The organism is Nostoc sp. JL23, assembly GCF_017115065.1.
In the GTDB taxonomy this organism is placed as follows: Bacteria; Cyanobacteriota; Cyanobacteriia; order Cyanobacteriales; family Nostocaceae; genus Nostoc; species Nostoc punctiforme_A.
In genome coordinates, this window is sequence record NZ_JABXKN010000027.1 from 1 (window position 1) to 20,775 (window position 20,775).

Consider the following 20,775-nt stretch of genomic DNA (forward strand, 5'->3'; position numbering starts at 1 on the left):
TTCCAAAAATATTTATGTATGATTGATTTTCACAAATGATTTAGGATTGCTATATATTCACTTGAGGTAAAGTATATTCAACTCGATGTATCCAACTTGCATATTCTTGTTCTGGGAATAGAGATGGTACTAAATCTGGTAATATCTGCTCAATTAATTTAGTAGTAAAAGCCGCTTTTTCCTTCAGATTAGGTAATATCAGAATCCATCCTTTTCTTCCGTCTGATGGGAACATTAAGCCAGCGACATCATTACCAAATTTATTTTTTAACAATGGTAGCCATTCTTGTTTTAACCATGAACCTAAAGAAAGCGTACAATTATAAGTTGCTTCTTCTAAATGTTCCGATAGCAATAATATAATTGGCCAATTTTTAGGAAGCTCTTGAGGAAAGTTGAGCATCGCACCATGATCATTCCCAATTTTATGGTGAGCTTGATCACCAAGCATTGTCAGAAAATTCCAATTATTAGAATTTCTTTCTAGTTTAGGCTGAAACACTGAGTAGTTTTTGTAACCCAAGTAATAATTTTGGATTTCAAGGGCATCTGCAAAAATTACAAAGACTCCCCCTGTGTTTAAAATTCTGTCAAAATCACGTTCTACCGAATAACTCCCAAAAGGTCGTGGGTTGACATAGCCTTGTCTATGATCAACCCACCATTCATCTATGCCGTCTTGTGGCTCTTTTATATCTTCTTTTATAGAAGCATAGCTGAGGTCATAACACATATCAATGACTATAATTTCCTGTTCCTTATAATCATGAGGTAAACTCAACGTGTGACACAGAGGAAAGAAATCGTTTTTTTGTTTAACATTGTAAGGCTCTCCCAGACTACCTACTGACACGTTGTAACCTTTAGCTTCTAAAACTTTGGCTGCATCTTCAGTCATATTAATAAATAGAATTTTAGGATGTTGGTACTTTGGCATTTTGCTCTATCAATTTAGATACTATTTAAGCCGAAAACAGAGAACACTATTTTTACTTTAGCTTGTACGCACGCAATTCTGCCAATTCAACGTTATACTTCGTTCTTCTCAACCATTTCTACCACGATGCTCAGTTTTCACCCAGCGCGATCGCTCCCTTTGCACACACATCTTTAAAGTTGTGACAATCATCACAGGAATCCAATGCACCATGTAGAATGACCCTTGAATTGTTGCCCAAACCAAAGACCATCCTCGTAAATTTTGAAATTGGTAAAGTCCAGCAATAAAAGCAATTGTCAAAATGATGCTGAGTAGTGTCTGGAGGGGAAATAGAACTGGATGATGGCTATAAAATATTGTCCAAAGTAAGTCTGGTATTAGTCCAATTGGTAGAAGAAATTGCAATAAGAAAAACAATAGTAAATCAATTTCTTTCGCCCAACCTAAAGTAAGAATTTGAGGAAAATAATCCAAGTAACGCTGATAGCCACCTTCAGACCAACGACAGCGTTGATGCCAAAGTTTTTCCCAAGTAGTTACACCTTCTTCTTGAATTGATGGAACTGTCACAAACTCAATTTCTGCACCTGCTAAATAGAGTTTGAAGCAAAGATCTAAATCATCGGTGACAGTGTTCTCATTCCAACCTTGACACTTTTCTAACAATTCTCGACGAACTAACATCCCATTACCCCGCAGTTCAGACATTCCACCAATAGCAATGCGATGGGTTTGCAGAAAGCTATCACAACACATTTCCATCTGCTGACAACGGGTTAAGAAATTGGTATTAGCATTAGAAATCGCTTTTCGCACTTGCACTGCACCGATCGCTTGCTTCTGAAATAGAGGTACTGTTTGCTGGAGAAAATTGGCTCTTAATTGAGCATCTGCATCGCAGACTAAGATAATTTCCCCTTGAGTAAAGGGAAACACCGCATTTAACGCCCCTGATTTCCCACCTTTTGATTCCCGTCGATGAACTTGTAAAGCTGGAAATTGAGTTTGTAATTCCCTCAAAACTTGGGGGGTTTCATCGGTACTACCGTCATCAACAACCCAGATATCTAGGGAATCGCTGGGATAATTCAATTGGCATAGGCTGTAAACTAGATTAGCTAAGACTGGACTTTCATTTTTAGCCGGAACTAAAATCGAGACTGGCGGTAAATAAATCTCACTCTCCATCACCACCGCCGCTGGTTTTGCTAACAGCATCCTTAATGTTTGCACAGTCAGGACTGCCGTTAATCCCAGCATCAACCATTGTGTTTCTGGTAGCCAGTGCAGCAAACTCACGCTACCCCAAACTAATAAAACTACTATGGTTGCTTTGAGACGGCGATGGAAGCTAGTATTTTTACTGGGCTGATAGGTGCTTCTTACCACTTTATTTGCTATATCCTTTGGGTTCGTGGCTTAGTCCTGCGACGTAATAATAGCATCGTCACTGCTCCCAGAAGGAAACCGCCCACCGCTGCTGCAACTGCTAGAATGCGCCCCAATTGTTGAGCAGCATTCAACACTGGGTTATTCAGGAGATTTGAGGAGAAATGCAGCGATTGAATCGTCCATTTATCTTGGAGTTTTTGTAGCACTGCTGTCCATCGCAAGGCCATATCAGCCGCTTTGCCATCTTTGAAAGAGAAAGATGCGATCGCTTCTCCAGAGGCAACATCTATTTCTGGAGTAAGAAATGTTCTGAGAGTATCTCCCTTGAGTTGCATTTTGATATCTTTAATGGAACTGGAAAACTGCTGATTCCAGTACTTTTCAAACTCAGGAACTTTGTGAAAAATCTGATTATCAACTGTTGTGATTGTGAAATTTGGGTGCAAATAAGGCTGTATTTTGGCAAAATCGCGAGTGTTTAGGGCTTGCAGGGCAATATCCCGTGTGCGAATAATTGCATTTATCTCCTGTGGGTTGACATCTGCCAGAGCGTATTGGGGTAGATGCCAAATTACCAACACTAACAAAACACCCCAAAGTAGCTGAGTGCATTTGTATATGCTTGCCCATCTCTGTTTCATCATCTAAAAAACCTGTAGATTGGGTGACGCTTTCCGATAATTGTTTTAATCTTAATACCTACATTTTGCCACTTCTATTGGCTGGGGCTGATTAAAAGAATTTTTACAAAGAAAGGCAGGAGGCTTTCCGCAGATACCCACCGCAAATCTGGTACACTATCTTTTAGTTGGCGCTGTCGCAAAATCTCAACTCCCGCGACTGTCGCCACTCTATAAATTTTTTCCATATATAAAATTTACCCACCTGTAGCGATGTCTACGATGGGCTGTGACACTCGATAGCGTAAGGTGCGATCGCCTTTTTAACTTCATCATTCCTCTCAGAACTCGAAACGCCAAGCTTTTTTCTCAATACACCGAGTTAGGAGGCTGGGAAATCTAAACTTTGCTGAAAAGAGATCAGCAGTTCATTCAATGCAGCCATGTCAATTAAAAATGCGTCATGTCCGTGGGTTGACTTCAGCCACCCCAGTTGAGCATTAGGGATTAAATTTGCCAATTCTTGTTGTTCTACTGGAGGATAGAGGATGTCAGAATCAATTGCGACAACTAAAGTTGGTTGCTGGATGCTTTGCAGAATAGATTCATAATCTGACAAATCAGGACTGGTGCGATCGCGTGCAATATCGTGGCGATCCATTGTGTGGGTGAGAGTGATGTAAGTGTTGGCATCAAATCGTTCTGTCAGCTTTTGACCCTGATGCTGCAAGTAACTGGCTATAGCAAACTGCTCAGATGCATCATACTCGCGTCCAAAGCGGCTTGTAAAATTATCCCAAGAACGGTAAGTAGACATCGCCATCATCCGCGCCACTGCTAGTCCTTGGTTTGGGGGCGCATCCAGGCTGTAGTTCCCTCCTTGCCAGTTTGGATCGGCATAAATTGCCTGTCTTTGGGCTTCACTCAATCCAATACACCAAGCTGAATGTCTGCCAGAAACAGCAATGGGTGCGATCGCTTTCACTTTTTCTGGATATAACAACGCCCACTCCAGTGCTTGCATCCCACCGAGTGAGCCACCAATTACTAACCGCAGAGATCGAACACCCAGGTATTCTAGTAGTACAGCTTGTAGGTGAATCATATCTCGGATTGTAATCTTAGGGAAGGATACGCCATAAGGGTTTCCCGTTATGGGGTTGATAGTAGTTGGCCCAGTTGTGCCGTAACAACTTCCCAAAATGTTGCTGCATACAATAAAGTCGCGTTCTGGATTGAAGGCTTTTTCTGAACCAAACAAAGGTTCCCACCAATCATCAGCGTCAGCGGAACCAGTTAAGGCATGACAAATTAGTACCCCATTATCGCCTTGAGCATTTAACTGTCCCCAGGTGCGATAGGCAATCTGAACGCCAGTTAATGTTTCGCCCCCTTCTAGTTGAAATGGTACTGTAAGCTGGTAAAACTGGGTTTGCGGCGAGATGAAGTCTGAGTAGATCATATTTAGGAGTGGGGAGCAGGGGAGCAGGGGAACAGAGGAGACAAGGGGGAATTATTGAACAAGTCTCTCCCTTGTCTTCCCCCTCTTCCTTGTCTACCTTGTCTCTTCTCCATGCCCAATGCCCAATTAAAAACTAAATCCTAACTTGCTGGAATGCTTGTCCAAAATCTTCTTTGATGTCGTCGATATGTTCAATTCCCACTGATACTCGCACCAAATCGGGTGTCACACCTGCCGAAAGCTGTTCGTCATCACTTAGTTGTTGATGGGTTGTAGAAGCAGGATGAATAACGAGGGTTTTCGCGTCACCAACATTTGCTAAATGACTGGCTAATTTCACATGATTAATAAAAGCTCTCCCCGCCTCTAGTCCACCTTTGATGCCAAAGTTTAAAACTCCCCCAAAGCCATGCCGAAGATATTTCTTCGCTCGTTCATGATGTGGGTGATTAGGAAGCCCCGGATAATTAACCCATAATACTTGCTCTTGTTGCTCTAACCACCGAGCCAATTCTATGGCATTGCTCACATGACGATCTACACGTAGAGAGAGAGTTTCTAATCCTTGCAGTAACAGAAAGGCGTTAAATGGACTCAAGGACGGACCAAAATCTCGTAACCCTTCAACTCTGGCACGAATAATAAAGGCAATGTTACCAAAGGAACCACTAGGGCCAAACACTTCTTGAAAATTTAGCCCATGATAGCCGGGTGCTGGCTCAGTAAATAGGGGAAACTTGCCGTTACCCCAGTCAAATTTGCCCGAATCGACGATTACACCACCAATGGAAGTACCATGTCCACCAATCCATTTAGTTGCAGATTCTACTACGATATCTGCACCATGCTCAATGGGTCGAGCTAGATACCCACCAGCACCGAAGGTATTATCTACAATTAAAGGAATGCCGTTTTCGTGGGCAATGTGAGCTAAAGCGGCAAAATCGGGAATGTTGAATTGAGGATTGCCAATGGTTTCAACGTATAACGCTTTCGTGCGATCGTCGATCGCCTGACGGAAACTTTCTGGGTCATCTCCCTCAACAAACTTGACGTTAATCCCTAAACGTGGTAAAGAAACTTTGAATTGGTTATATGTTCCCCCATAGAGAAAACTAGTGGAAACAATATTATCCCCAGCCTGAGCGATGGTAGTGATTGCCAAGAATTGCGCCGCTTGCCCACTAGCGGTTGCTAATGCTGCTACACCCCCTTCTAAGGCAGCAATCCGCTTTTCAAATACATCCGTCGTCGGGTTCATGATGCGGGTGTAAATGTTGCCAAATTCCTGGAGAGCAAATAACCGCGCTCCGTGGTCAGCGTCGTCAAAAACGTAGGAAGTCGTTTGGTAAATCGGTACAGCACGAGCATTAGTTCCAGGAGCCGGCTCTTGTCCAGCATGAACTTGCAGGGTTTCAAAACGATATTGTTCCGACATAAGCAGTTATTTGAGTTTCCAATTAAACAAGTAATAATACTAGTTGAGCATTATATTGGATTAATCAACGGTAATTTGTAAGGATTACCGTATTTTAACTGCTTGTGCCCAGGATTCCTCATCTTTACCTCCAATTGAGAAACTAAACATCAGCCTGTATCTGTTGCTAACTTACTCACTCAGTTTTTTATTTTTAAGCACAAATTGCTCCAGATCGTGATACTGCCCTTTGAAAAAGCCATACTGTTTCTGTACACCCTGACTGTGAAAACCTAACTTTTCTAGCAACTTTTTAGAAGCGATATTTTCAAGCATGACTTGGGCAACAACGAAACGCAAACCCATTTTCTGAAACCCAAATTGCAAGATAGTATCCACCGCCTCAGTCATGATGCCTTGTCTCCAGAAAGTACTGGCAAGCTCATAACCTACCTCAGCCGCGTGTTCTTGTGGGTTCCAGGTAAACCCACAAGAACCAATCAAAATGTTGTCTTGCTTATAGACAATTCCCCAGCGAATTCCATTTCCTAGCTCAAACCGCTTGGCTCTACGTTCAATGACAGCGTAGGCGTAGCCCGTCGTAGACATCGCTTCTTTAATAGAAGTGAAGGTATCAAGATCGTGAAACTGAGTCACGCTTGGATCGGAGAGGACAGCAAAGGTAGCCTCAGCATCCTGCAAGCTTGTCTCACGAAGAAGCAGCCTTTCTGTTTCTAATTGAGGAAAGGAAGATAGTGAGAAATCGTTGCTCATAGTTGCGACTGATGATCTGGGGTGAAAACTAACTTAGCGATCGCCACACTGACAAGACAATTCAAAATGTTTAAGGCTGAATAGTCTTCGCCGATTGGTTAAATAACAATTCTCGTAACTTATCTGGATCGAGCGCTTCAGTTTTGAATGCTTCTGCTTTTTCGTAGGCGCGAATTGTTGCCGGACGCGCTTTTATTGTCTCAAACCAGCGTTTAACATGAGGAAAATCCTCTAGGTTTTGACTTTGGAGTTCATGGGGTACTATCCAGGGATAAGCAGCAATATCGGCGATGGAATAATCGCCAGCCACAAATTCTTTATCTGCTAGTTGCTTATTCAGCACTGCATATAAGCGTCCCGTTTCATTCACGTAGCGGTTAATGGCATATTCAATCTTTTCGGGAGCATAAGTACTAAAGTGATGATTTTGTCCTGCCATTGGCCCTAGTCCTGCCATTTGCCAGAACAACCATTCTAAAACTTGAGTGCGTTGGCGTAAATCTTGGGGAATTAATTTCCCGGTTTTTTCTGCTAAATAGAGCAAGATTGCCCCAGACTCAAATATCGAAATTGGCGAACCTCCATCTGCTGGTTCGTGGTCAACGATCGCAGGCATACGATTGTTAGGAGATATCTTCAGAAATTCTGGCTTAAATTGATCTCCAGCCGCAATATTCACAGGAATTATGGTGTATGGTAAGCCGACTTCTTCCAAGAAAATTGTGATTTTATGACCGTTTGGAGTTGCCCAATAGTAAAGTTCAATCATGGTTCTTTTCCTAAAATTGCGCGATTGTTTTGTAGGTTAATAGTGCGTTCAGACATCTCTTAATTACGAATTACTAATTACGTTAGCGTAGCGGGGCGTTCGCTTTTAGCGTCTCGCAGAGAAGCCCATTACGAATTACGAATTAGATGGCGGTGATTTGGCGATCGCAGCCCAAACTCGATGGTGAACCTGAAGAATTGGTGTCGGATATTTTGTTTCGAGCAATGTTGCCAATTCTTGGTCAAATACTTCTACTTTTTCTGGTGTCAAGCTGGCTCCCACACCAGCACTCGCCCGAATTCGTCCCCGCCAGTCTTCGTGTGTATAAGCGACAAATACATCGTAAGAAAATGTGCGGATTTCTCGAAAACCTCCTTCGCCAATATCTTGTAACCACTGGGGATACAATCCGTTACCGCCGCCGAGATTCCATGTAGGATTATGAGCTTTGATTAGTTGTTCCGTTGCGTGAACTACATTACCTTTTAAGGGTATCCAATCAAAATGTGCGATCGCGAGCAAGCCATTTACTCTCAATATACGAGTAATTTCTTCGACAGCACGCGGACGGTCAAACCAATGCCAACACTGCCCTGCTGTCATCACATCCGCACTGGCATCTGGTAATTCGGTATTCTCGGCAGTTGCGACTCGATAATCTACTTTTAGTTGGACAGCTTCGGTTAACAGTCTCGCTTGTTCTAACAGTGAGGCTGATGGGTCTATGCCAATTACATAAGCACCTCTATCGGCAAAGCCCCGCGCTAGTGTTCCTGTTCCTGTGCCGAGGTCAACAATATTCTGCCCTGGTAAACCTATACCATATTCGGACAGTTTGTTAAATAATGAACTAGGAAACCCAGCGCGGTGTTTTGCATAATCAGCAGCAGTTGCACCAAAATCAATTTTCATACCTGCAAAACTATTTTTGTAACAATTGTCTAGGCTAGAAGTTCTCTACCCACGGACGTAGTTCGACTTCATAAGTCCAAGCACTGCGGGGTTGGCAAAGAATCCTGAGATAAAGTTTGAGCGATTTTAGTTCTCCTTTTCCTTAAGACAGAAAGGGTTAGGGGATGAGGGCTTGGGCAATTGTATGTAAAACTAACTCGATATCATTAAATATTTGCTCATTACTAAAGCGAATCACAGTGAAGTGATTAGATTGTAACCAGTTTTCTCTGATAAAATCTTGAGCTTGTTGATTTGCATGAATACTACCATCTAATTCAATAATTAGTAATTTCTCGTGACAATAAAAATCAGTGATATATCTACCAATATTATGTTGTCTGCGAAATTTCGTATTTAACAAACGTCTATTTCTTAAACATTCCCATAATATTTCTTCCGCTGGTGTTTGATGTTTTCTTAACTTGCGGGCGCGTTCTAATAATAGTTTGGGAATTTGCCGGTTACTACCAGCTAAGTTAGCGATTTCTGCCCTCACCCCTAGCCCCTCTCCCAGAGGGAGAGGGGAACAAGATAAATCTTGTTGATATTTATTCTCTTCTTTCTCTTTTTCTTGACTCCCTCTCCCTTGGGGAGAGGGTTGGGGTGAGGGCTTATATTCCATAATTCTGCACCTACAACAAACTCATCTGTCCCCTTATCTTTCCCCTTTTTTATCCAGACTGAGTACTCTTCACCTTTTATTATGCGCGCAATTTGTGAATGTCAGCAGCAGGGTTTTGGAAGCGGTTGTAAGTTTTGGTTAATCTTTCAAAGAATGCAAATTCTCAAAAACTTGTTGCACATCTGCATCCACTTGCGATCGCAGCTGAATTTCCATACATTTTTTAGGGTGATGTATACAATGGGGGCTGCTACCGCCAGCAAGGGAGGCAGCAGCCTAATCAGCAGCATTTCCACCCAGAGAAACGAGATTTAAAAAGGGTTTGGGCTTAAGTTGATACCAACGCCCTCAACCCTCACCCGCTCTTAAGCGTTAAGCGCTTCCTCTTGATGGGTTTCGATAACGCAATCAGAAGTGGCATAAGCAACGCAGGTGAGAACCCATCCCGCATCAATTTGATCGTTGTCTAGGAAGTTCTGATCGTCTTGGTTAACTGTACCTGAAATCAGCTTGCCGGTGCAGGTAGAGCAAGAACCAGCGTTACAGGAATAGGGCAAGTCCAGATGATATTCCTCGTTAGCGATCTCTAGGATGTACTCATCATCAGGAACGTCAATTACTTGTTCACCGTCTGGGGTACGCAATGTAACTTTGTAAGTTGCCATGTAAAAATTCCTAACTCAATATAAACTCCATTTTCGATACTACGGGTTTATGTGCAGCTAGTCTAGAGTGAAATCTGGTTGATTACTCTACATCCTAAAGCGCTTAGTTTTAACTGAAAGTAGGAGTAAAAAATGCTGCGATCGCTTCAGCAAATCCCTCAAATGAACTATAATCTCTAGACACGATAGAGACAGTCATACCCAACTTTTGGGCATTAGCAGTTGTATAAGGGCCAAAACATGCAACAACACAATGTTCGTAATCGCTTTGCGAGTTGACCATTGTCAAAAAGCTTTCTACTTCGGCCGTGCTACTAAAGGCAATTACATCAATAATTCCTTCACGTATCAGGTTTAATTCCATACCATAGATAGTTTTATCTAAACCCTGCGTAATATATGTGGGTACGCGAGTTACTTCTATACCCAATTTCTGCAAATCAGTAATTAAATTGGGTACAACATCAGGCTCAGGTAAACCCACAACTTCTGGAGCCGGGATCAGCACTTTTTTCTCGTGAATTTGCAGAATTTTGGCTAATTCAGTCACAATTCCGGCTGGGCTAGATTCTGTTGGAATTAAATCTACCTTGCTACAAAAAGACAATAAGCTTTCTGCATCTTTTCCTAATGCACATAAGTGACATTTTTGTACTACAGATATAGGAATATTCAACTCATTTATACGCTGAAAAAATGCAGCGATTCCGTTTCTACTTGTGAAGATAATCCAATCAAATTCGTCTATGTGGGCTAAAGCAGCATCTAACTGAGTGTAGTTTGGTAAATAGCAGGTTTCGATGGTCGGCATGAAAACAGGTAAACCACCTTTTTTGATGATTTGTTCAGATAACCTATAAGCATAATTTCTCGGTGCTGTTACTAAAATTCTCTTGCCATAGAGAGGTAAATTTCTCGATGGAGTCAGCAGGTTGATTTGTTTTGATTGGGTGTGCATTTGTTTCTTGAAACAGAATTCAGGAGTCAGAATTCATGCTGAATTCTGTATGACGGCGACAGTGAGCGTTCACCTCGCTGTCGTAAGCTGAATAATATAGCGCAATACAAGGTGTAGAGAGGCGATTTATCGCGTTTTGAAAGACCAATTATCTATACCAATAACCCCTTAACCCAAGCGTATTGGAATATAGCGGTTCTCGCTTGAGTTAAGTACAAAAATTCAGCAACACCAAAAAGCTGATGTAAACCCTAGTATGGCACGGCGGAAATAGAGCAACCATTTAAAATCCCTAAAGAGCTTATTCCATAATACTTTTGACTTTTGACTTTTGGCTTTTGACTTCCGCCTTGCGGTACTAGCCATTTTTCTAGGGTGAATTCTCCCCATTTTTCCGATGTCATCTGTGTTGATAAAACGGCACGATCTGAATATCTAAAAACATTTGCGGAAAAATCTTATGTCTTCATTACTGGCTTTGTCCAACAGTTTAGCTGACACCGTAGAAGAAGCTGGAAGTGCTGTAGTTGCAGTGAATGGGGGTACACGTGTTTCTCCAAGCGGCATTCACTGGCGTAATGGCATCATTGTTACCTCTGATGAGTGCCTCCAGCGCTATGACGATATCACTATTACCTTATCAAATGGTAGTACTGCACCAGTAACACTCGTCGGTCATGACTCTAGCACCGATATAGCTGTTTTTAAACTAGAAAATGCAGAAATACCTGTGGCAAAAGTTGGCGATGCCAAAACGCTCAAAGTTGGTCATCTGGTACTAGGACTGGCAAGAGGTAGCGAAGGTGATTTAAAGGCGGCGATGGGTGCAGTGAGTGTGGTTAGCGGTACTTGGCGGAGTATGAATGGCGGAAATATTGACCAATTTATCCGCCCAGACATCACCCTTTACTCTGGCTTTGCAGGCGGGCCGCTCGTAGATGCTGCTGGTTTTGTGGTAGGCATGAATACATCGGGACGGCGTGGTACAGCTCTGACAATTCCCACTGCGACAGTCGATCGCGTGGTTGACCAATTAGTAGCAAAAGGACGCATTTCTAAGGGCTACTTGGGTGTGGGAATGCAACCTGTACGTTTACCAAATAACCTGAAAACTGCTCTCAATTTAAGTTCGGCAACTGGGGTAATTGTTGTCAACGTTGAGGCTGCGGGGCCTGCTGACAATGCAGGTGTGCTGCTTGGCGATGTTTTGGTAACGTTCGATGGCGTAACTGTGGGTGATACAGGTGATGTGTTGGCGCTGCTCAATAGTAGCGATCGCATTGGTAAAGCTGTCAACGTGCAAGTTGTCCGGGGTGGAGTCTTAATTGAGTTAGCGATCGCAGTTGGCGAACGACCTACTAAGGAGGAATAATACCAATTGGGAATGAGTTAGAGAGACGCGATAAATCGCCGTCTCTACAGGTAATTTATCCATCAATTATTTATTGACAGACTACTAGCTTTGTCAAAATTTATCTAAATGTTTTGATTCATTCGACCTTTTTACTCAAACGTTGAGCCTCTGAACTCGGAATTTACACCTTTTTGCTCGAACGTTGAGCTTCTGAACTCGGAACTTCCACCTTTTTACTCAAACGTTGAGCCTCTGAACTCGGAATTTACACCTTTTTGCTCGAACGTTGAGCTTCTGAACTCGGAACTTCCACCTTTTTACTCAAACGTTGAGCCTCTGAACTCGGAATTTACACCTTTTTGCTCGAACGTTGAGCTTCTGAACTCGGAACTTCCACCTTTTTGCTCGAACGTTGAGCCTCTGAACTCGGAATTTCCACCTTTTTACTCGAACGTTGAGCCTCTGAACTCGGAACTTCCACCTTTTTGCTCGAACGTTGAGCTTCTGAACTTGAAACTTCAACCTTTTTGCTGGAACGTTTTACTGATTTTACTTTGACACGCTCAAAAACTGTATAACATGGCAAACACAACATTAACTAACATAGCTGCTGAATTGACAGAGGTAGCTGCTAGGCTACGCAATGGCACTGTCAAAGTAAAAAGCGGCTCTCTGGGAGTCGGTTCTGGCATAATTTGGCAACCTGACGGACTAATTATCACTAATGCCCATGTGGCAACCAGCAACCGCGCAACTGTGGAATTGGCAGACGGAAGAGTATTTGATGCGGTGCGTACCCAATTCGATCCACAGCAGGATTTAGCAGCCCTGAAAATTGTCGCCACTGATTTAACTGCTGCAACTATTGGCAATTCCGAGGCGCTACGCGTGGGTGAATTAGTCTTGGCGGTGGGTAATCCGTTTGCTGATAGTGGTGCTGTGACAACTGGAATTATCCATGCAAATAATCCACGAGCAGTTATGGCCGATTTGCGGCTGTATCCTGGTAATTCTGGAGGACCACTTGCCGATTGTCAAGGTCAAGTCGTGGGAATTAACACGATGATTGCTAATGGTTTGGCTGTGGCAGTTCCTAGCAACGCCGTTGAGCATTTTTTACGGCAAAATAGTCGTCCGCAACTGGGAGTTACACTGCAACCTGTGCTTTTAGGTAGGCGTAGCTTGGGTTTATTGGTGTTGTCAATTTTACCTAACAGTGCGGCAGAAAATGCTGGTGTACAAATCGGCGATGTTTTAATTGGAGTTTCGGGGCGATTATTCACTAGCATGAATGATTTAACCAAATATCTCCATGACAATAAAGGATCTGTGCCGTTACAACTCCTACGCGGTAGACAGCAATTCGTGATTTATGTTGCCGTGCAGTCCGATAAAACTGCTGTGGAGGCGACATGATCCGAGTGATGGTGGTTGCTACTTCCCCTGTGGTGCGGGCAGGGTTATCAACTGTGGTGACTACCAATCCTCGGCTGACGGTTGTGGGGAGTGCATCCGATTTGGATGTATTAGCAAAAGAAGTTGGGCAATTACAACCGGATGTGGTGCTGGTAGATTTGAGCGGTAATTTTCAACAAGCGGTATGGGAAAAATTGCTGGTTATTCAAGAACAGCAATACCCATTAGGAATAATCGTCATTGTTGAAGAACTCGACAGCATAGACTTAGAGACGGCGTTACGTTCTGGTATCCGGGGAATATTGCCCAGTACTAGTACAGAGTCAGAAATTGTCACGGCTGTGGAGGCGATCGCTTCTGGTTTGCTGGTGCTGCACCCGGATGCTGTAGAATTACTATCTATCCGCGAAAAAGTGGTAACGAATCCCGTACAAAGCTTGACACCACGCGAGATAGAGGTTTTAGGAATGCTTGGGTCAGGGTTGGGAAATAAAGCGATCGCAAAACACCTGCATATTTCTGAGCATACCGTCAAATTTCATCTCTCATCCATTTTTCAAAAGCTCAGTGTCTCCAGCCGCACCGAGGCTGTTGCTGTGGGTGTGCGACTAGGTTTGATTATGCTTTGATCGATCTAATGATGACATACAGCCTCCAATCAGGTCATGGTGTATGTATCACATTTGAGCGATCGTTTGTATGAACATTTTAATGCTATCTTCCACCTTTCCCTACCCACCAACACGCGGGGGAACCCAAGTCAGGACATTTAATTTACTTAAGTATCTGAGTCAACGTCATACTGTCACCCTCGCAACTCAACGCGAGGGCGATGTTACAGATGCAGAAGTAGCAGGATTACGTGATTATGTGGATCATCTCGCTATTTTTGAACGCCCGCCAGATTCTCGAAACACCGGAATATTGAAGAAAATACAGCGATTTGGCAGATTTTTGCAGCAGGGAACGCCGCCAAGTGTACTTAACCGCTACTCAGTTGAGATGCAAACATGGGTTGATAACTGGGTGGAAGCGGGAAAATGCGATGTCATTACCTGCGAACATAGTGTCAATGAAATTTATGTGCAGCCACATTTTCAGAAACAGCTAAAAACCATCGTTAATGTTCATAGTTCTGTTTATGCTAGCTGTCAGAACCAATTAGCAACAGGCATTTCCGAAAATTCACTCAGAGACAAAATTAATCTGCCACTTTTGCGCCGTTATGAGCAAAACTACTGCGCTAAATTTTCGGTAATTGTGGCGACAACAGAAGAAGATAAAATTCAACTACAACAATTTAACCCCAATAGTGAAATTACAGTTATTCCCAATGGTGTAGATTTAGTTTCTTTCCCTTACCGTACCACCGATACCGGAGGACATCGCCTAATTTTTATTGGTGCAATGGATAATTTAGCAAATATTGATGCTGTCTGCTTTTTCAGCAATGAAGTTTGGCCAGAAATCCAAAAATTGTATCCCGATACAACTTTTGATATTGTCGGTTCTCACCCAGTGGCAGAAGTTTTAGCACTTGATAAAAAACCAGGAATTAATGTGTTGGGGCGTGTACCTTCGATGGCAGAATATTTACATCAAGCCACCATCTGCGTTGTACCGATGCGGACTGGGTTTGGTATTAAAAATAAAACTTTAGAAGCAATGGCAGCTGGTATACCTGTAGTAGCCAGCGATCGCGGCTTAGAGGGATTAGCTGTAGATGTTGCTAGTCATCCATTACGGGCATTACGAGCCAATCAACCAGCAGAGTACGTCACCGCTATTAGTCAACTATTCAATAGTCCACATCTGCGTTCAGAATTGTCTCACAACGGCAGACAACTAGTAGAAACAGAATTCACTTGGGATATGGCTGGTAAAAGCTATGAACAAGTTTGTCTTGGGAGAGAGTAATACTAATTTGTAATTCGTAATGACGCTCTCTACGAGACGCTAAAAGCGTAGCTTGCAACTCTTACAGAGTACGCGGACTCGCTACCGCTACGCTAACGTAGTTCGTAATTAGCACAGATTAAAAATGCTTGTCTTCAAAAATCTCTCACCACTAGCTTCTAGATAATTTATAATTGTTCTTTCTTGTCTCTGTGGGATAAATATGTGTAGAGACGTTGCAATGCAACGTCTCTACATCGGTTGTGCAAATTATCTGATCTAAATCGTATTGGTTTTTAGTTAGCTGGTAAATAAGCACGTCAATTATTGTCAAATCTAGTCGAACAACCTAACACAAGTAATTTCTTCTGCTTACGCTTATTCTTATTCTTGAGAGTAGTCAAATAAGTATCAACGTAGCGAAAAGCAGCTGCACCATCGTAATCAGCAATGGCTATAGCTTGTAAGAAAACCTTTGAGGGAATTTCAAACCCTAAAAATTTGTCTGTTAAGATTAATAAATCTTCATCTGTGGCAGGAAAAGTAGTTTCTTCTATATCTTCTGAATCAGAAAATATATCATCGATTAATGCTTTATACACTTTGTACCTCCCCAAAAGCATAAGATGCAAAGCCTGTAATGAAGTTTAGCTGCTGATCGCGAGTTTGTAAGTTCACAGGAAGTTCAGTACCAGGACATCCGATTTCCCGTAAAATTTCCAAACAATAAGCACCGAGTTGAGTGTATGGAGCTTGCTCCAATTCTTGAGCTACTTCTAGAGCCATCTCCAGATTGACTTGGATAACCGTCTTTACAGGGTTGCTCATAAATCCGCCCTAATAAACTGGATGCTCTAAGTTTTGATCACAAGCACAAATAGCGTAACGGTGTTTTTGCGGAATTTATGAAGAGGGGAAATTAGAGTATCAGCGCATTTGCGGTAATATACCCAAAGTTATGTAAACTAGGACCAAAGTAGGTAATTTATATCTAAGTGCGATCGCTTGCCTTTATACGTATAAATATGTACAAAATAATCAGATATTTTACCAGATGATAGCCAATACATTTACTTCTTGTCGGCTGGATGAAACGCACAGCCACAGCTAAAGGCGGGCTTTTTGGCCCACCTCACAAGATTGGATAATTTATTTGTGATGAATCCCTAATATTGAGTCTCACACAGTAGTTTAAGCTTTAACCTTAGCTTTAGACCAGACACCATTTTCATCTTCATCATATTGTTGGTGAACAGTCTCCCAAGCAGCTTGTTCGGCTGTGAACTCGTCACTTCTTTCATTGAGTACAGCATTATAGCGCTCAATAAATGTACTCTGAGCTTCCTCAGAAAGATGAGCGCGAACTTCAGGAGACAAGTCTGCTGGACTGTTGCACTGTCCAGAACAAGAACGAGCCAGAGTTTTCTCAATCGTATTAATTTCTTCGCCACCAGCACTTTCGAGCAGTAATTGAAACTCGCCAGTGCGATCGCTCGGAACTTCTGCCATCACGAAAAATTCGCCAGCTTGTAAGCGAGTTTGGTAGATAGCCGCTTTATCTTCTGGCATCCCCAAAGTGGTTAGAACCGACACTAGACCAGCACCAGCACTACCTGCGATCGCTCCACTAGCAGCCCCCAACAACACTGCACCAATAGGCCCTGCTGCCACAATTGGCCCAACAAAGGGAATAAACAATACGCCTACACCCGTAAGTAAGCTGAGAAAGGAACCAAACAAGGAACCAAAAACTGCTCCTGTTCTCAAACCTCCCAGAATCACATCTTTTTTACTAATGAAGCCAGCGATTCTCGTTTCCGACTGAAAATTTCTGCCCATGACCGAAATATGATCTCTAGGCACACCCCTGTCTAATAAACGTCGAATCACATCATCAATTTGCTTCTGCTCTTTGAATACAGCAGAAATGGTACGTTCTGCTTTATATACTTCTGCCACTTCAAAACTCCTTGTATTATGTTGTTTTTGCAATCAAGATGACCAATCAATTTTGGATTTTAAAATGACTGCACTCATAACGGGGAACCACGCGGTGGATGAGTTCCCCAACATCAAGGAGCTAGTCGTATGGATGCGTCTCCCAACTTGACGCCAGTCGCCTCAAGTTGGGAGACGCACAAACCAATTTTCAATTCCAAAATCCAAAATTGGCATCGTGAAGAGGTAGATGCAGGCAGATTAATTCTTTTGCACCACTTAAAAGCAGGAATCAACCCTGCTTTTAACTAGTTTCACAGATAGTCATCCTCAACTCAGACATTATGAGCTATACACCTACAGGAGTCTTAGCCCCTTCTGCTGGCTGTCTACCATCTGAGTCTATTGCCTCGCCTTCAATAAATGAACGGAGCATCCAAGCTATCTCTTCATGCTGTTCGAGTAATCCAGTTAAAAAGTCAGCAGTTCCCTGATCGTGGAACTTTTCACCAGACTGATCCACATGATCTCTCAAGTTACGAATAACCTGCTCGTGATCGTCCACTAAATTAGCTACCATTCCTGTTGCAGTGGGAACATTACCAGCATGTTCCTTGAGGGTAGCAAGCTTGAGAAATCCCTCCAATGTGCCAACTGGATAACCACCTAAAGCACGAACCCGCTCTGCCAAAGCATCAATATTTAGAGTCAGCTTTTGGTAGTGTTCTTCCCAAAGCTGGTGCAAAGAGCGGAACTGAGGGCCAACGACATCCCAGTGGTACTTTTTGGTTTTCACCAACAGTAAATAGGCATCTGCCAAATCTTGATTTAACAGATTAATTACACCTTGACGCTGTTCTTCAGTCAAACCAATGTTTATCGAACGCATTGTTTTCCATCCCTAAGCAAACTTATTCATTAATTTCTCAAATTTCAGACAGATTCCACATCAACCAAAGGAAACATTATGAGCTTAAATTAATTCACGAATTTATAATTATACCTATGCCTTAATAGGTAGTATTAAGCTAAGAATTTTGTAATTAGCGAACTTTATTGCCTTTGAAGCTAGCAAACATAAAAAATAGATTAAATATAATAATAGTTAATCAAAATTATCTAAATGCAGTTTCCCAACAATGTGCAGGTGAACATACTTTTATACTTAATTAATTTAAGCTTCTGACTTAACATTACTAATTGTTAATGGGTGATTGCGTAAAAGCAATCACCCATTACTACCAAAAAACTACCAGAACTATTAATTTAGTTCTTACCTGTAACTTTCTCCAACACGTTCTTTATATTTTCTTCCACAGAGGTTGCACCTTGTGAATTTTCAGGACGCTTCTGCTTGTCAATATCAGCAGATCCTTGAACCTCATTAAGCCCTTCGCTAGTTTCCTTTTGAGTCTTTCTCAATCCTAGTGGTGGTTCTTTAGCGGCTTCGTCAGTTTTAGCCTGAATATCAAGCAATTGTGTTGTACCTTCGGTCGAGTCACTTTGGTAGCTATCGATCGCAAAAGCAGGAAAAGCATTAGAGAATAATACTAGGGCGCAAGTAAAAGCCACTACTAGAAAACGTACTGGACGGAAAGTAGATAAAACAGAAGCAATTGTCTTCATTTGAAATCCTCGATAACAGCTTTAACAACGCATAACTTTACACTGAAAGAGCGAAGCATATACCTTTACTTAACAATTTTAAGCAATAATAAAACTGTCAAGCTCCGCTTCAATTTAGAAGTTCTTGAAAAACCAACCTGACGAAGAAATTTCTTTTGTCTTTCTGCATTGGATTAGTAAGGGATAAGAAGCAAATATCACCTTAATTCTTTAGCAAAATCATTAGATTTCACAAAATCATTAGATTTTATAATTGAAATTCTTCGTTTCAGGTTCCCTGTTTACACTTTTACTTTGAAAAAGCTAACGTCTGCATCAATCTCTAGAATGAACTTTACTGCATCTTTAGTTGCAATAAAATCAGCCTCTAGGTATATCGACTTAATCTAGTTTTGGCAGAGTAATGGCTCTACTATTTATGTTCAGTTAGCTCGACTTTATCCAATTCAAATGATTTTAATGAGCATGCACCTGAGAAGAAATTTGTAAAGTATCAATTTATATAAAGATTCTCCTTAATTTCCTTTCATAAAAGGAGAAAAATAAATCTTTTCTTTAAACTTGATAAGTCTGCCTTATTACCTCTTCTATTGAACTTACCCTATGGAACATTTTTATTAATTCATGGGATCTTGTTTTTCGCTTCGCCAGTAGCTCTTTTAATGATGTCAAATAATGAACATCTGGATCATCTCCCAAAGCAACTTCGGCTGCTTGCAAGACTTTTGTGGCATTCTCAAAAATATCTTCGTTGTCAAATGCTTCTTTTGCGGAAAGTTGGTGTAAGGCTGCATCGGGTACAGTTGCTCTACCTGGCAAGGTTTTATCTAATACCAAACCTTTTAATAATGTCAGCAAAGCTGCGTAGATAAAAAAATCATCACAGCTATCACAAGCCTTAAATTCGATGCGTCCCACTTCAGCCGGAATGCGGGCGATTTTTGTTAAGGCAGGTATGCTATTAATCAGTTGTTCTTCTTTTTGAACAAAAACCAGAGTAGCTGGTCTTTTTCCAGTTCTGATAAATGTTCGTACCGATAATCCATCCCATAAACCTCCATTATAAAAGGGAGAGCTATAACTAAAAGGAACGATATAGGGACTGTAATAAGTTAACTTTTTGCCAATATCAATTACATCTTCAGGTGACAAATCTGCCACTGAAATATTTAAATCTGGCCCATAAGATACCATGTGAATATTAGCAGTTTGTTCGTCAGGATAAGCTTCTAGCTGTTTGATTTCATAATTGTTTAATGGGGGTTGAGGCTCAAAAGCTGGATTGTAGGGATTAAAACTAACCAACACTGGTGATAAGCCAAAATCAGCGGCAACCTTACGTAGCAAGTCAAAACTTTCTGATAATTCAGTAATAGCGCCTTGAATATTAGAATGGATAGTTGTTCTAATTTCAATACCTTTAACATGACAGTCTATCACTTCATCAGAATCCGCAAATCTTTCAAATCCCTCAATGTACCATCTCTTCATCTTAATACCCGCATCGCCAACCCGTAGTTGAGGATAGTCACTGGAGTATGTAGGTAGCCTTTCAATAATTTGATTGAAATCAGCAAATTTTGTGTGGGAAAAATCAGCAAACTTTCCCTCATTGTTCAAGAAAGCGACTTCATGTTCAATGCCAAAGAAAAACATTATATATACCTTAATTTTTGGGAGTTAACCTAATTTAACTAATGCCAAGCGATCGCAATCCCCTAGAGAAGGAAGTAACATCAGTAAACGATTCATTAGAGAAAAACGTCAGCGATATTTAGCTGGCAGGTTCGCATACTTAGAAAACTCCATCACTTTGTAGCGCAAATTACAGTCTTGAACTTTATGAATATTTGAGAGACTCCAATCGGATTCACTTTAAGTAGAAAAATTCTCAATAACTGTACAAATGGATTTTACCTTAAGACCGACTATTGCGATTTGAAAACTTCTCTGATTTATTTTTCTGTGCTGC

At 41.7% G+C, this 20,775-nt stretch carries 23 protein-coding genes; 5 read left to right on the plus strand and 18 right to left on the minus strand.

All coding sequences use genetic code 11. The features are described 5' to 3' along the window. Positions 1-49: 49 nt before the first annotated feature. The 12 genes from HWQ42_RS04290 to HWQ42_RS04345 all read right to left on the minus strand — a co-directional run bounded on the left by HWQ42_RS04290 (position 50) and on the right by HWQ42_RS04345 (position 10,573). Entirely contained in the window at positions 50-937 is an 888-nt protein-coding gene (locus HWQ42_RS04290; protein ID WP_292809635.1) for a hypothetical protein, read from the minus strand. A gap of 108 nt (positions 938-1,045) precedes the next feature. Continuing rightward, entirely contained in the window at positions 1,046-2,329 is a 1,284-nt protein-coding gene (locus tag HWQ42_RS04295) for a glycosyltransferase family 2 protein (protein WP_292809637.1), read from the minus strand. 8 nt (positions 2,330-2,337) lie between these two features. Next, the gene (locus HWQ42_RS04300) at positions 2,338-2,976 is read right to left on the minus strand and encodes a nuclear transport factor 2 family protein (RefSeq protein WP_292809639.1); all 639 of its coding nucleotides are present in this window, start codon (positions 2,974-2,976) and stop codon (positions 2,338-2,340) included. Positions 2,977-3,047: 71 nt separating this feature from the next. Then, positions 3,048-3,200 (minus strand): hypothetical protein, encoded by a 153-nt coding sequence (locus HWQ42_RS04305; RefSeq protein WP_292809641.1) that lies wholly within the window; start codon positions 3,198-3,200, stop codon positions 3,048-3,050. 134 nt (positions 3,201-3,334) lie between these two features. Continuing rightward, complete coding sequence (gene metX / locus HWQ42_RS04310) at positions 3,335-4,414, minus strand: homoserine O-acetyltransferase (RefSeq protein WP_292809643.1); 1,080 nt, start codon at positions 4,412-4,414, stop codon at positions 3,335-3,337. Between the two features lie 133 nt (positions 4,415-4,547). Beyond that, the gene (locus tag HWQ42_RS04315; protein WP_292809645.1) at positions 4,548-5,852 is read right to left on the minus strand and encodes an O-acetylhomoserine aminocarboxypropyltransferase/cysteine synthase family protein; all 1,305 of its coding nucleotides are present in this window, start codon (positions 5,850-5,852) and stop codon (positions 4,548-4,550) included. A gap of 171 nt (positions 5,853-6,023) precedes the next feature. Continuing rightward, a complete protein-coding gene (locus tag HWQ42_RS04320; RefSeq protein ID WP_292809647.1) occupies positions 6,024-6,605 on the minus strand; it encodes a GNAT family protein in 582 nt (193 codons plus the stop codon). A gap of 70 nt (positions 6,606-6,675) precedes the next feature. Next, positions 6,676-7,374: a glutathione binding-like protein gene (locus tag HWQ42_RS04325; protein ID WP_292809649.1), complete on the minus strand. Its 699-nt coding sequence runs from the start codon at positions 7,372-7,374 to the stop codon at positions 6,676-6,678. Positions 7,375-7,509: 135 nt separating this feature from the next. Next, positions 7,510-8,286, minus strand: a complete 777-nt coding sequence (locus tag HWQ42_RS04330) for a class I SAM-dependent methyltransferase (protein ID WP_292809651.1) — start codon at positions 8,284-8,286, stop codon at positions 7,510-7,512. 157 nt (positions 8,287-8,443) lie between these two features. Beyond that, positions 8,444-8,950, minus strand: coding sequence for an endonuclease domain-containing protein (locus HWQ42_RS04335; protein WP_292809653.1), 507 nt, complete (start codon positions 8,948-8,950; stop codon positions 8,444-8,446). Positions 8,951-9,315: 365 nt separating this feature from the next. Continuing rightward, the gene (locus HWQ42_RS04340) at positions 9,316-9,615 is read right to left on the minus strand and encodes a 2Fe-2S iron-sulfur cluster-binding protein (protein ID WP_292809655.1); all 300 of its coding nucleotides are present in this window, start codon (positions 9,613-9,615) and stop codon (positions 9,316-9,318) included. Between the two features lie 109 nt (positions 9,616-9,724). Then, complete coding sequence (locus HWQ42_RS04345) at positions 9,725-10,573, minus strand: uroporphyrinogen-III synthase (RefSeq protein ID WP_292809657.1); 849 nt, start codon at positions 10,571-10,573, stop codon at positions 9,725-9,727. Positions 10,574-11,033: 460 nt separating this feature from the next. On the opposite strand from HWQ42_RS04345, the gene HWQ42_RS04350 reads away from it, so the two are divergent. The 4 genes from HWQ42_RS04350 (at position 11,034) to HWQ42_RS04365 (ending at position 15,260) form a co-directional block, all read left to right on the plus strand. Further along, a complete protein-coding gene (locus HWQ42_RS04350; protein WP_292734574.1) occupies positions 11,034-11,945 on the plus strand; it encodes a trypsin-like peptidase domain-containing protein in 912 nt (303 codons plus the stop codon). A 561-nt stretch (positions 11,946-12,506) separates the two neighbouring features. Next, complete coding sequence (locus tag HWQ42_RS04355) at positions 12,507-13,343, plus strand: trypsin-like peptidase domain-containing protein (protein WP_292809659.1); 837 nt, start codon at positions 12,507-12,509, stop codon at positions 13,341-13,343. Beyond that, positions 13,340-13,972 carry a response regulator transcription factor gene (locus HWQ42_RS04360; protein ID WP_292809661.1) on the plus strand — a complete coding sequence of 211 codons (633 nt, stop codon included), beginning with the start codon at positions 13,340-13,342 and terminating at the stop codon, positions 13,970-13,972. The genes HWQ42_RS04355 and HWQ42_RS04360 overlap by 4 nt, the downstream gene beginning before the upstream one ends. A 70-nt stretch (positions 13,973-14,042) precedes the next feature. Then, a complete protein-coding gene (locus HWQ42_RS04365) occupies positions 14,043-15,260 on the plus strand; it encodes a glycosyltransferase family 4 protein (RefSeq protein ID WP_292809663.1) in 1,218 nt (405 codons plus the stop codon). Between the two features lie 299 nt (positions 15,261-15,559). Here the strand turns inward: HWQ42_RS04365 and HWQ42_RS04370 are convergent, their stop codons facing one another. From HWQ42_RS04370 to HWQ42_RS04380, 3 genes are all read right to left on the minus strand, one after another. Beyond that, a complete protein-coding gene (locus HWQ42_RS04370; protein ID WP_292734589.1) occupies positions 15,560-15,841 on the minus strand; it encodes a hypothetical protein in 282 nt (93 codons plus the stop codon). Then, positions 15,834-16,067, minus strand: coding sequence for a hypothetical protein (locus HWQ42_RS04375; RefSeq protein WP_292809665.1), 234 nt, complete (start codon positions 16,065-16,067; stop codon positions 15,834-15,836). The genes HWQ42_RS04370 and HWQ42_RS04375 overlap by 8 nt, the downstream gene beginning before the upstream one ends. A 363-nt stretch (positions 16,068-16,430) precedes the next feature. Next, positions 16,431-17,198: a ChaB family protein gene (locus HWQ42_RS04380; protein ID WP_292809667.1), complete on the minus strand. Its 768-nt coding sequence runs from the start codon at positions 17,196-17,198 to the stop codon at positions 16,431-16,433. A 129-nt stretch (positions 17,199-17,327) separates the two neighbouring features. On the opposite strand from HWQ42_RS04380, the gene HWQ42_RS04385 reads away from it, so the two are divergent. Then, entirely contained in the window at positions 17,328-17,489 is a 162-nt protein-coding gene (locus tag HWQ42_RS04385) for a hypothetical protein (protein WP_292809669.1), read from the plus strand. A 37-nt stretch (positions 17,490-17,526) separates the two neighbouring features. On the opposite strand, the gene HWQ42_RS04390 is transcribed toward HWQ42_RS04385, so the two are convergent. The 3 genes from HWQ42_RS04390 to HWQ42_RS04400 form a co-directional block, all read right to left on the minus strand. Continuing rightward, complete coding sequence (locus HWQ42_RS04390; protein ID WP_292734600.1) at positions 17,527-18,066, minus strand: Dps family protein; 540 nt, start codon at positions 18,064-18,066, stop codon at positions 17,527-17,529. A 377-nt stretch (positions 18,067-18,443) separates the two neighbouring features. Continuing rightward, positions 18,444-18,803: a hypothetical protein gene (locus tag HWQ42_RS04395; RefSeq protein ID WP_292809671.1), complete on the minus strand. Its 360-nt coding sequence runs from the start codon at positions 18,801-18,803 to the stop codon at positions 18,444-18,446. 555 nt (positions 18,804-19,358) lie between these two features. Beyond that, complete coding sequence (locus tag HWQ42_RS04400) at positions 19,359-20,459, minus strand: glutamate-cysteine ligase family protein (protein ID WP_292809673.1); 1,101 nt, start codon at positions 20,457-20,459, stop codon at positions 19,359-19,361. Positions 20,460-20,775 lie beyond the last annotated feature (316 nt).

Excerpts from the sequence above, each read along its gene's own strand:
- HWQ42_RS04290 (WP_292809635.1), bottom strand. The coding sequence starts at position 937 with ATGCCAAAGTACCAACATCCTAAAATTCTATTTATTAATATGACTGAA.
- HWQ42_RS04300 (WP_292809639.1), bottom strand. The coding sequence starts at position 2,976 with ATGATGAAACAGAGATGGGCAAGCATATACAAATGCACTCAGCTACTT.
- HWQ42_RS04305 (WP_292809641.1), bottom strand. The coding sequence starts at position 3,200 with ATGGAAAAAATTTATAGAGTGGCGACAGTCGCGGGAGTTGAGATTTTG.
- metX (WP_292809643.1), bottom strand. The coding sequence starts at position 4,414 with ATGATCTACTCAGACTTCATCTCGCCGCAAACCCAGTTTTACCAGCTT.
- HWQ42_RS04315 (WP_292809645.1), bottom strand. The coding sequence starts at position 5,852 with ATGTCGGAACAATATCGTTTTGAAACCCTGCAAGTTCATGCTGGACAA.
- HWQ42_RS04320 (WP_292809647.1), bottom strand. The coding sequence starts at position 6,605 with ATGAGCAACGATTTCTCACTATCTTCCTTTCCTCAATTAGAAACAGAA.
- HWQ42_RS04325 (WP_292809649.1), bottom strand. The coding sequence starts at position 7,374 with ATGATTGAACTTTACTATTGGGCAACTCCAAACGGTCATAAAATCACA.
- HWQ42_RS04330 (WP_292809651.1), bottom strand. The coding sequence starts at position 8,286 with ATGAAAATTGATTTTGGTGCAACTGCTGCTGATTATGCAAAACACCGC.
- HWQ42_RS04335 (WP_292809653.1), bottom strand. The coding sequence starts at position 8,950 with ATGGAATATAAGCCCTCACCCCAACCCTCTCCCCAAGGGAGAGGGAGT.
- HWQ42_RS04340 (WP_292809655.1), bottom strand. The coding sequence starts at position 9,615 with ATGGCAACTTACAAAGTTACATTGCGTACCCCAGACGGTGAACAAGTA.
- HWQ42_RS04345 (WP_292809657.1), bottom strand. The coding sequence starts at position 10,573 with ATGCACACCCAATCAAAACAAATCAACCTGCTGACTCCATCGAGAAAT.
- HWQ42_RS04350 (WP_292734574.1), top strand. The coding sequence starts at position 11,034 with ATGTCTTCATTACTGGCTTTGTCCAACAGTTTAGCTGACACCGTAGAA.
- HWQ42_RS04355 (WP_292809659.1), top strand. The coding sequence starts at position 12,507 with ATGGCAAACACAACATTAACTAACATAGCTGCTGAATTGACAGAGGTA.
- HWQ42_RS04360 (WP_292809661.1), top strand. The coding sequence starts at position 13,340 with ATGATCCGAGTGATGGTGGTTGCTACTTCCCCTGTGGTGCGGGCAGGG.
- HWQ42_RS04365 (WP_292809663.1), top strand. The coding sequence starts at position 14,043 with ATGAACATTTTAATGCTATCTTCCACCTTTCCCTACCCACCAACACGC.
- HWQ42_RS04375 (WP_292809665.1), bottom strand. The coding sequence starts at position 16,067 with ATGAGCAACCCTGTAAAGACGGTTATCCAAGTCAATCTGGAGATGGCT.
- HWQ42_RS04385 (WP_292809669.1), top strand. The coding sequence starts at position 17,328 with ATGGATGCGTCTCCCAACTTGACGCCAGTCGCCTCAAGTTGGGAGACG.
- HWQ42_RS04390 (WP_292734600.1), bottom strand. The coding sequence starts at position 18,066 with ATGCGTTCGATAAACATTGGTTTGACTGAAGAACAGCGTCAAGGTGTA.
- HWQ42_RS04395 (WP_292809671.1), bottom strand. The coding sequence starts at position 18,803 with ATGAAGACAATTGCTTCTGTTTTATCTACTTTCCGTCCAGTACGTTTT.
- HWQ42_RS04400 (WP_292809673.1), bottom strand. The coding sequence starts at position 20,459 with ATGTTTTTCTTTGGCATTGAACATGAAGTCGCTTTCTTGAACAATGAG.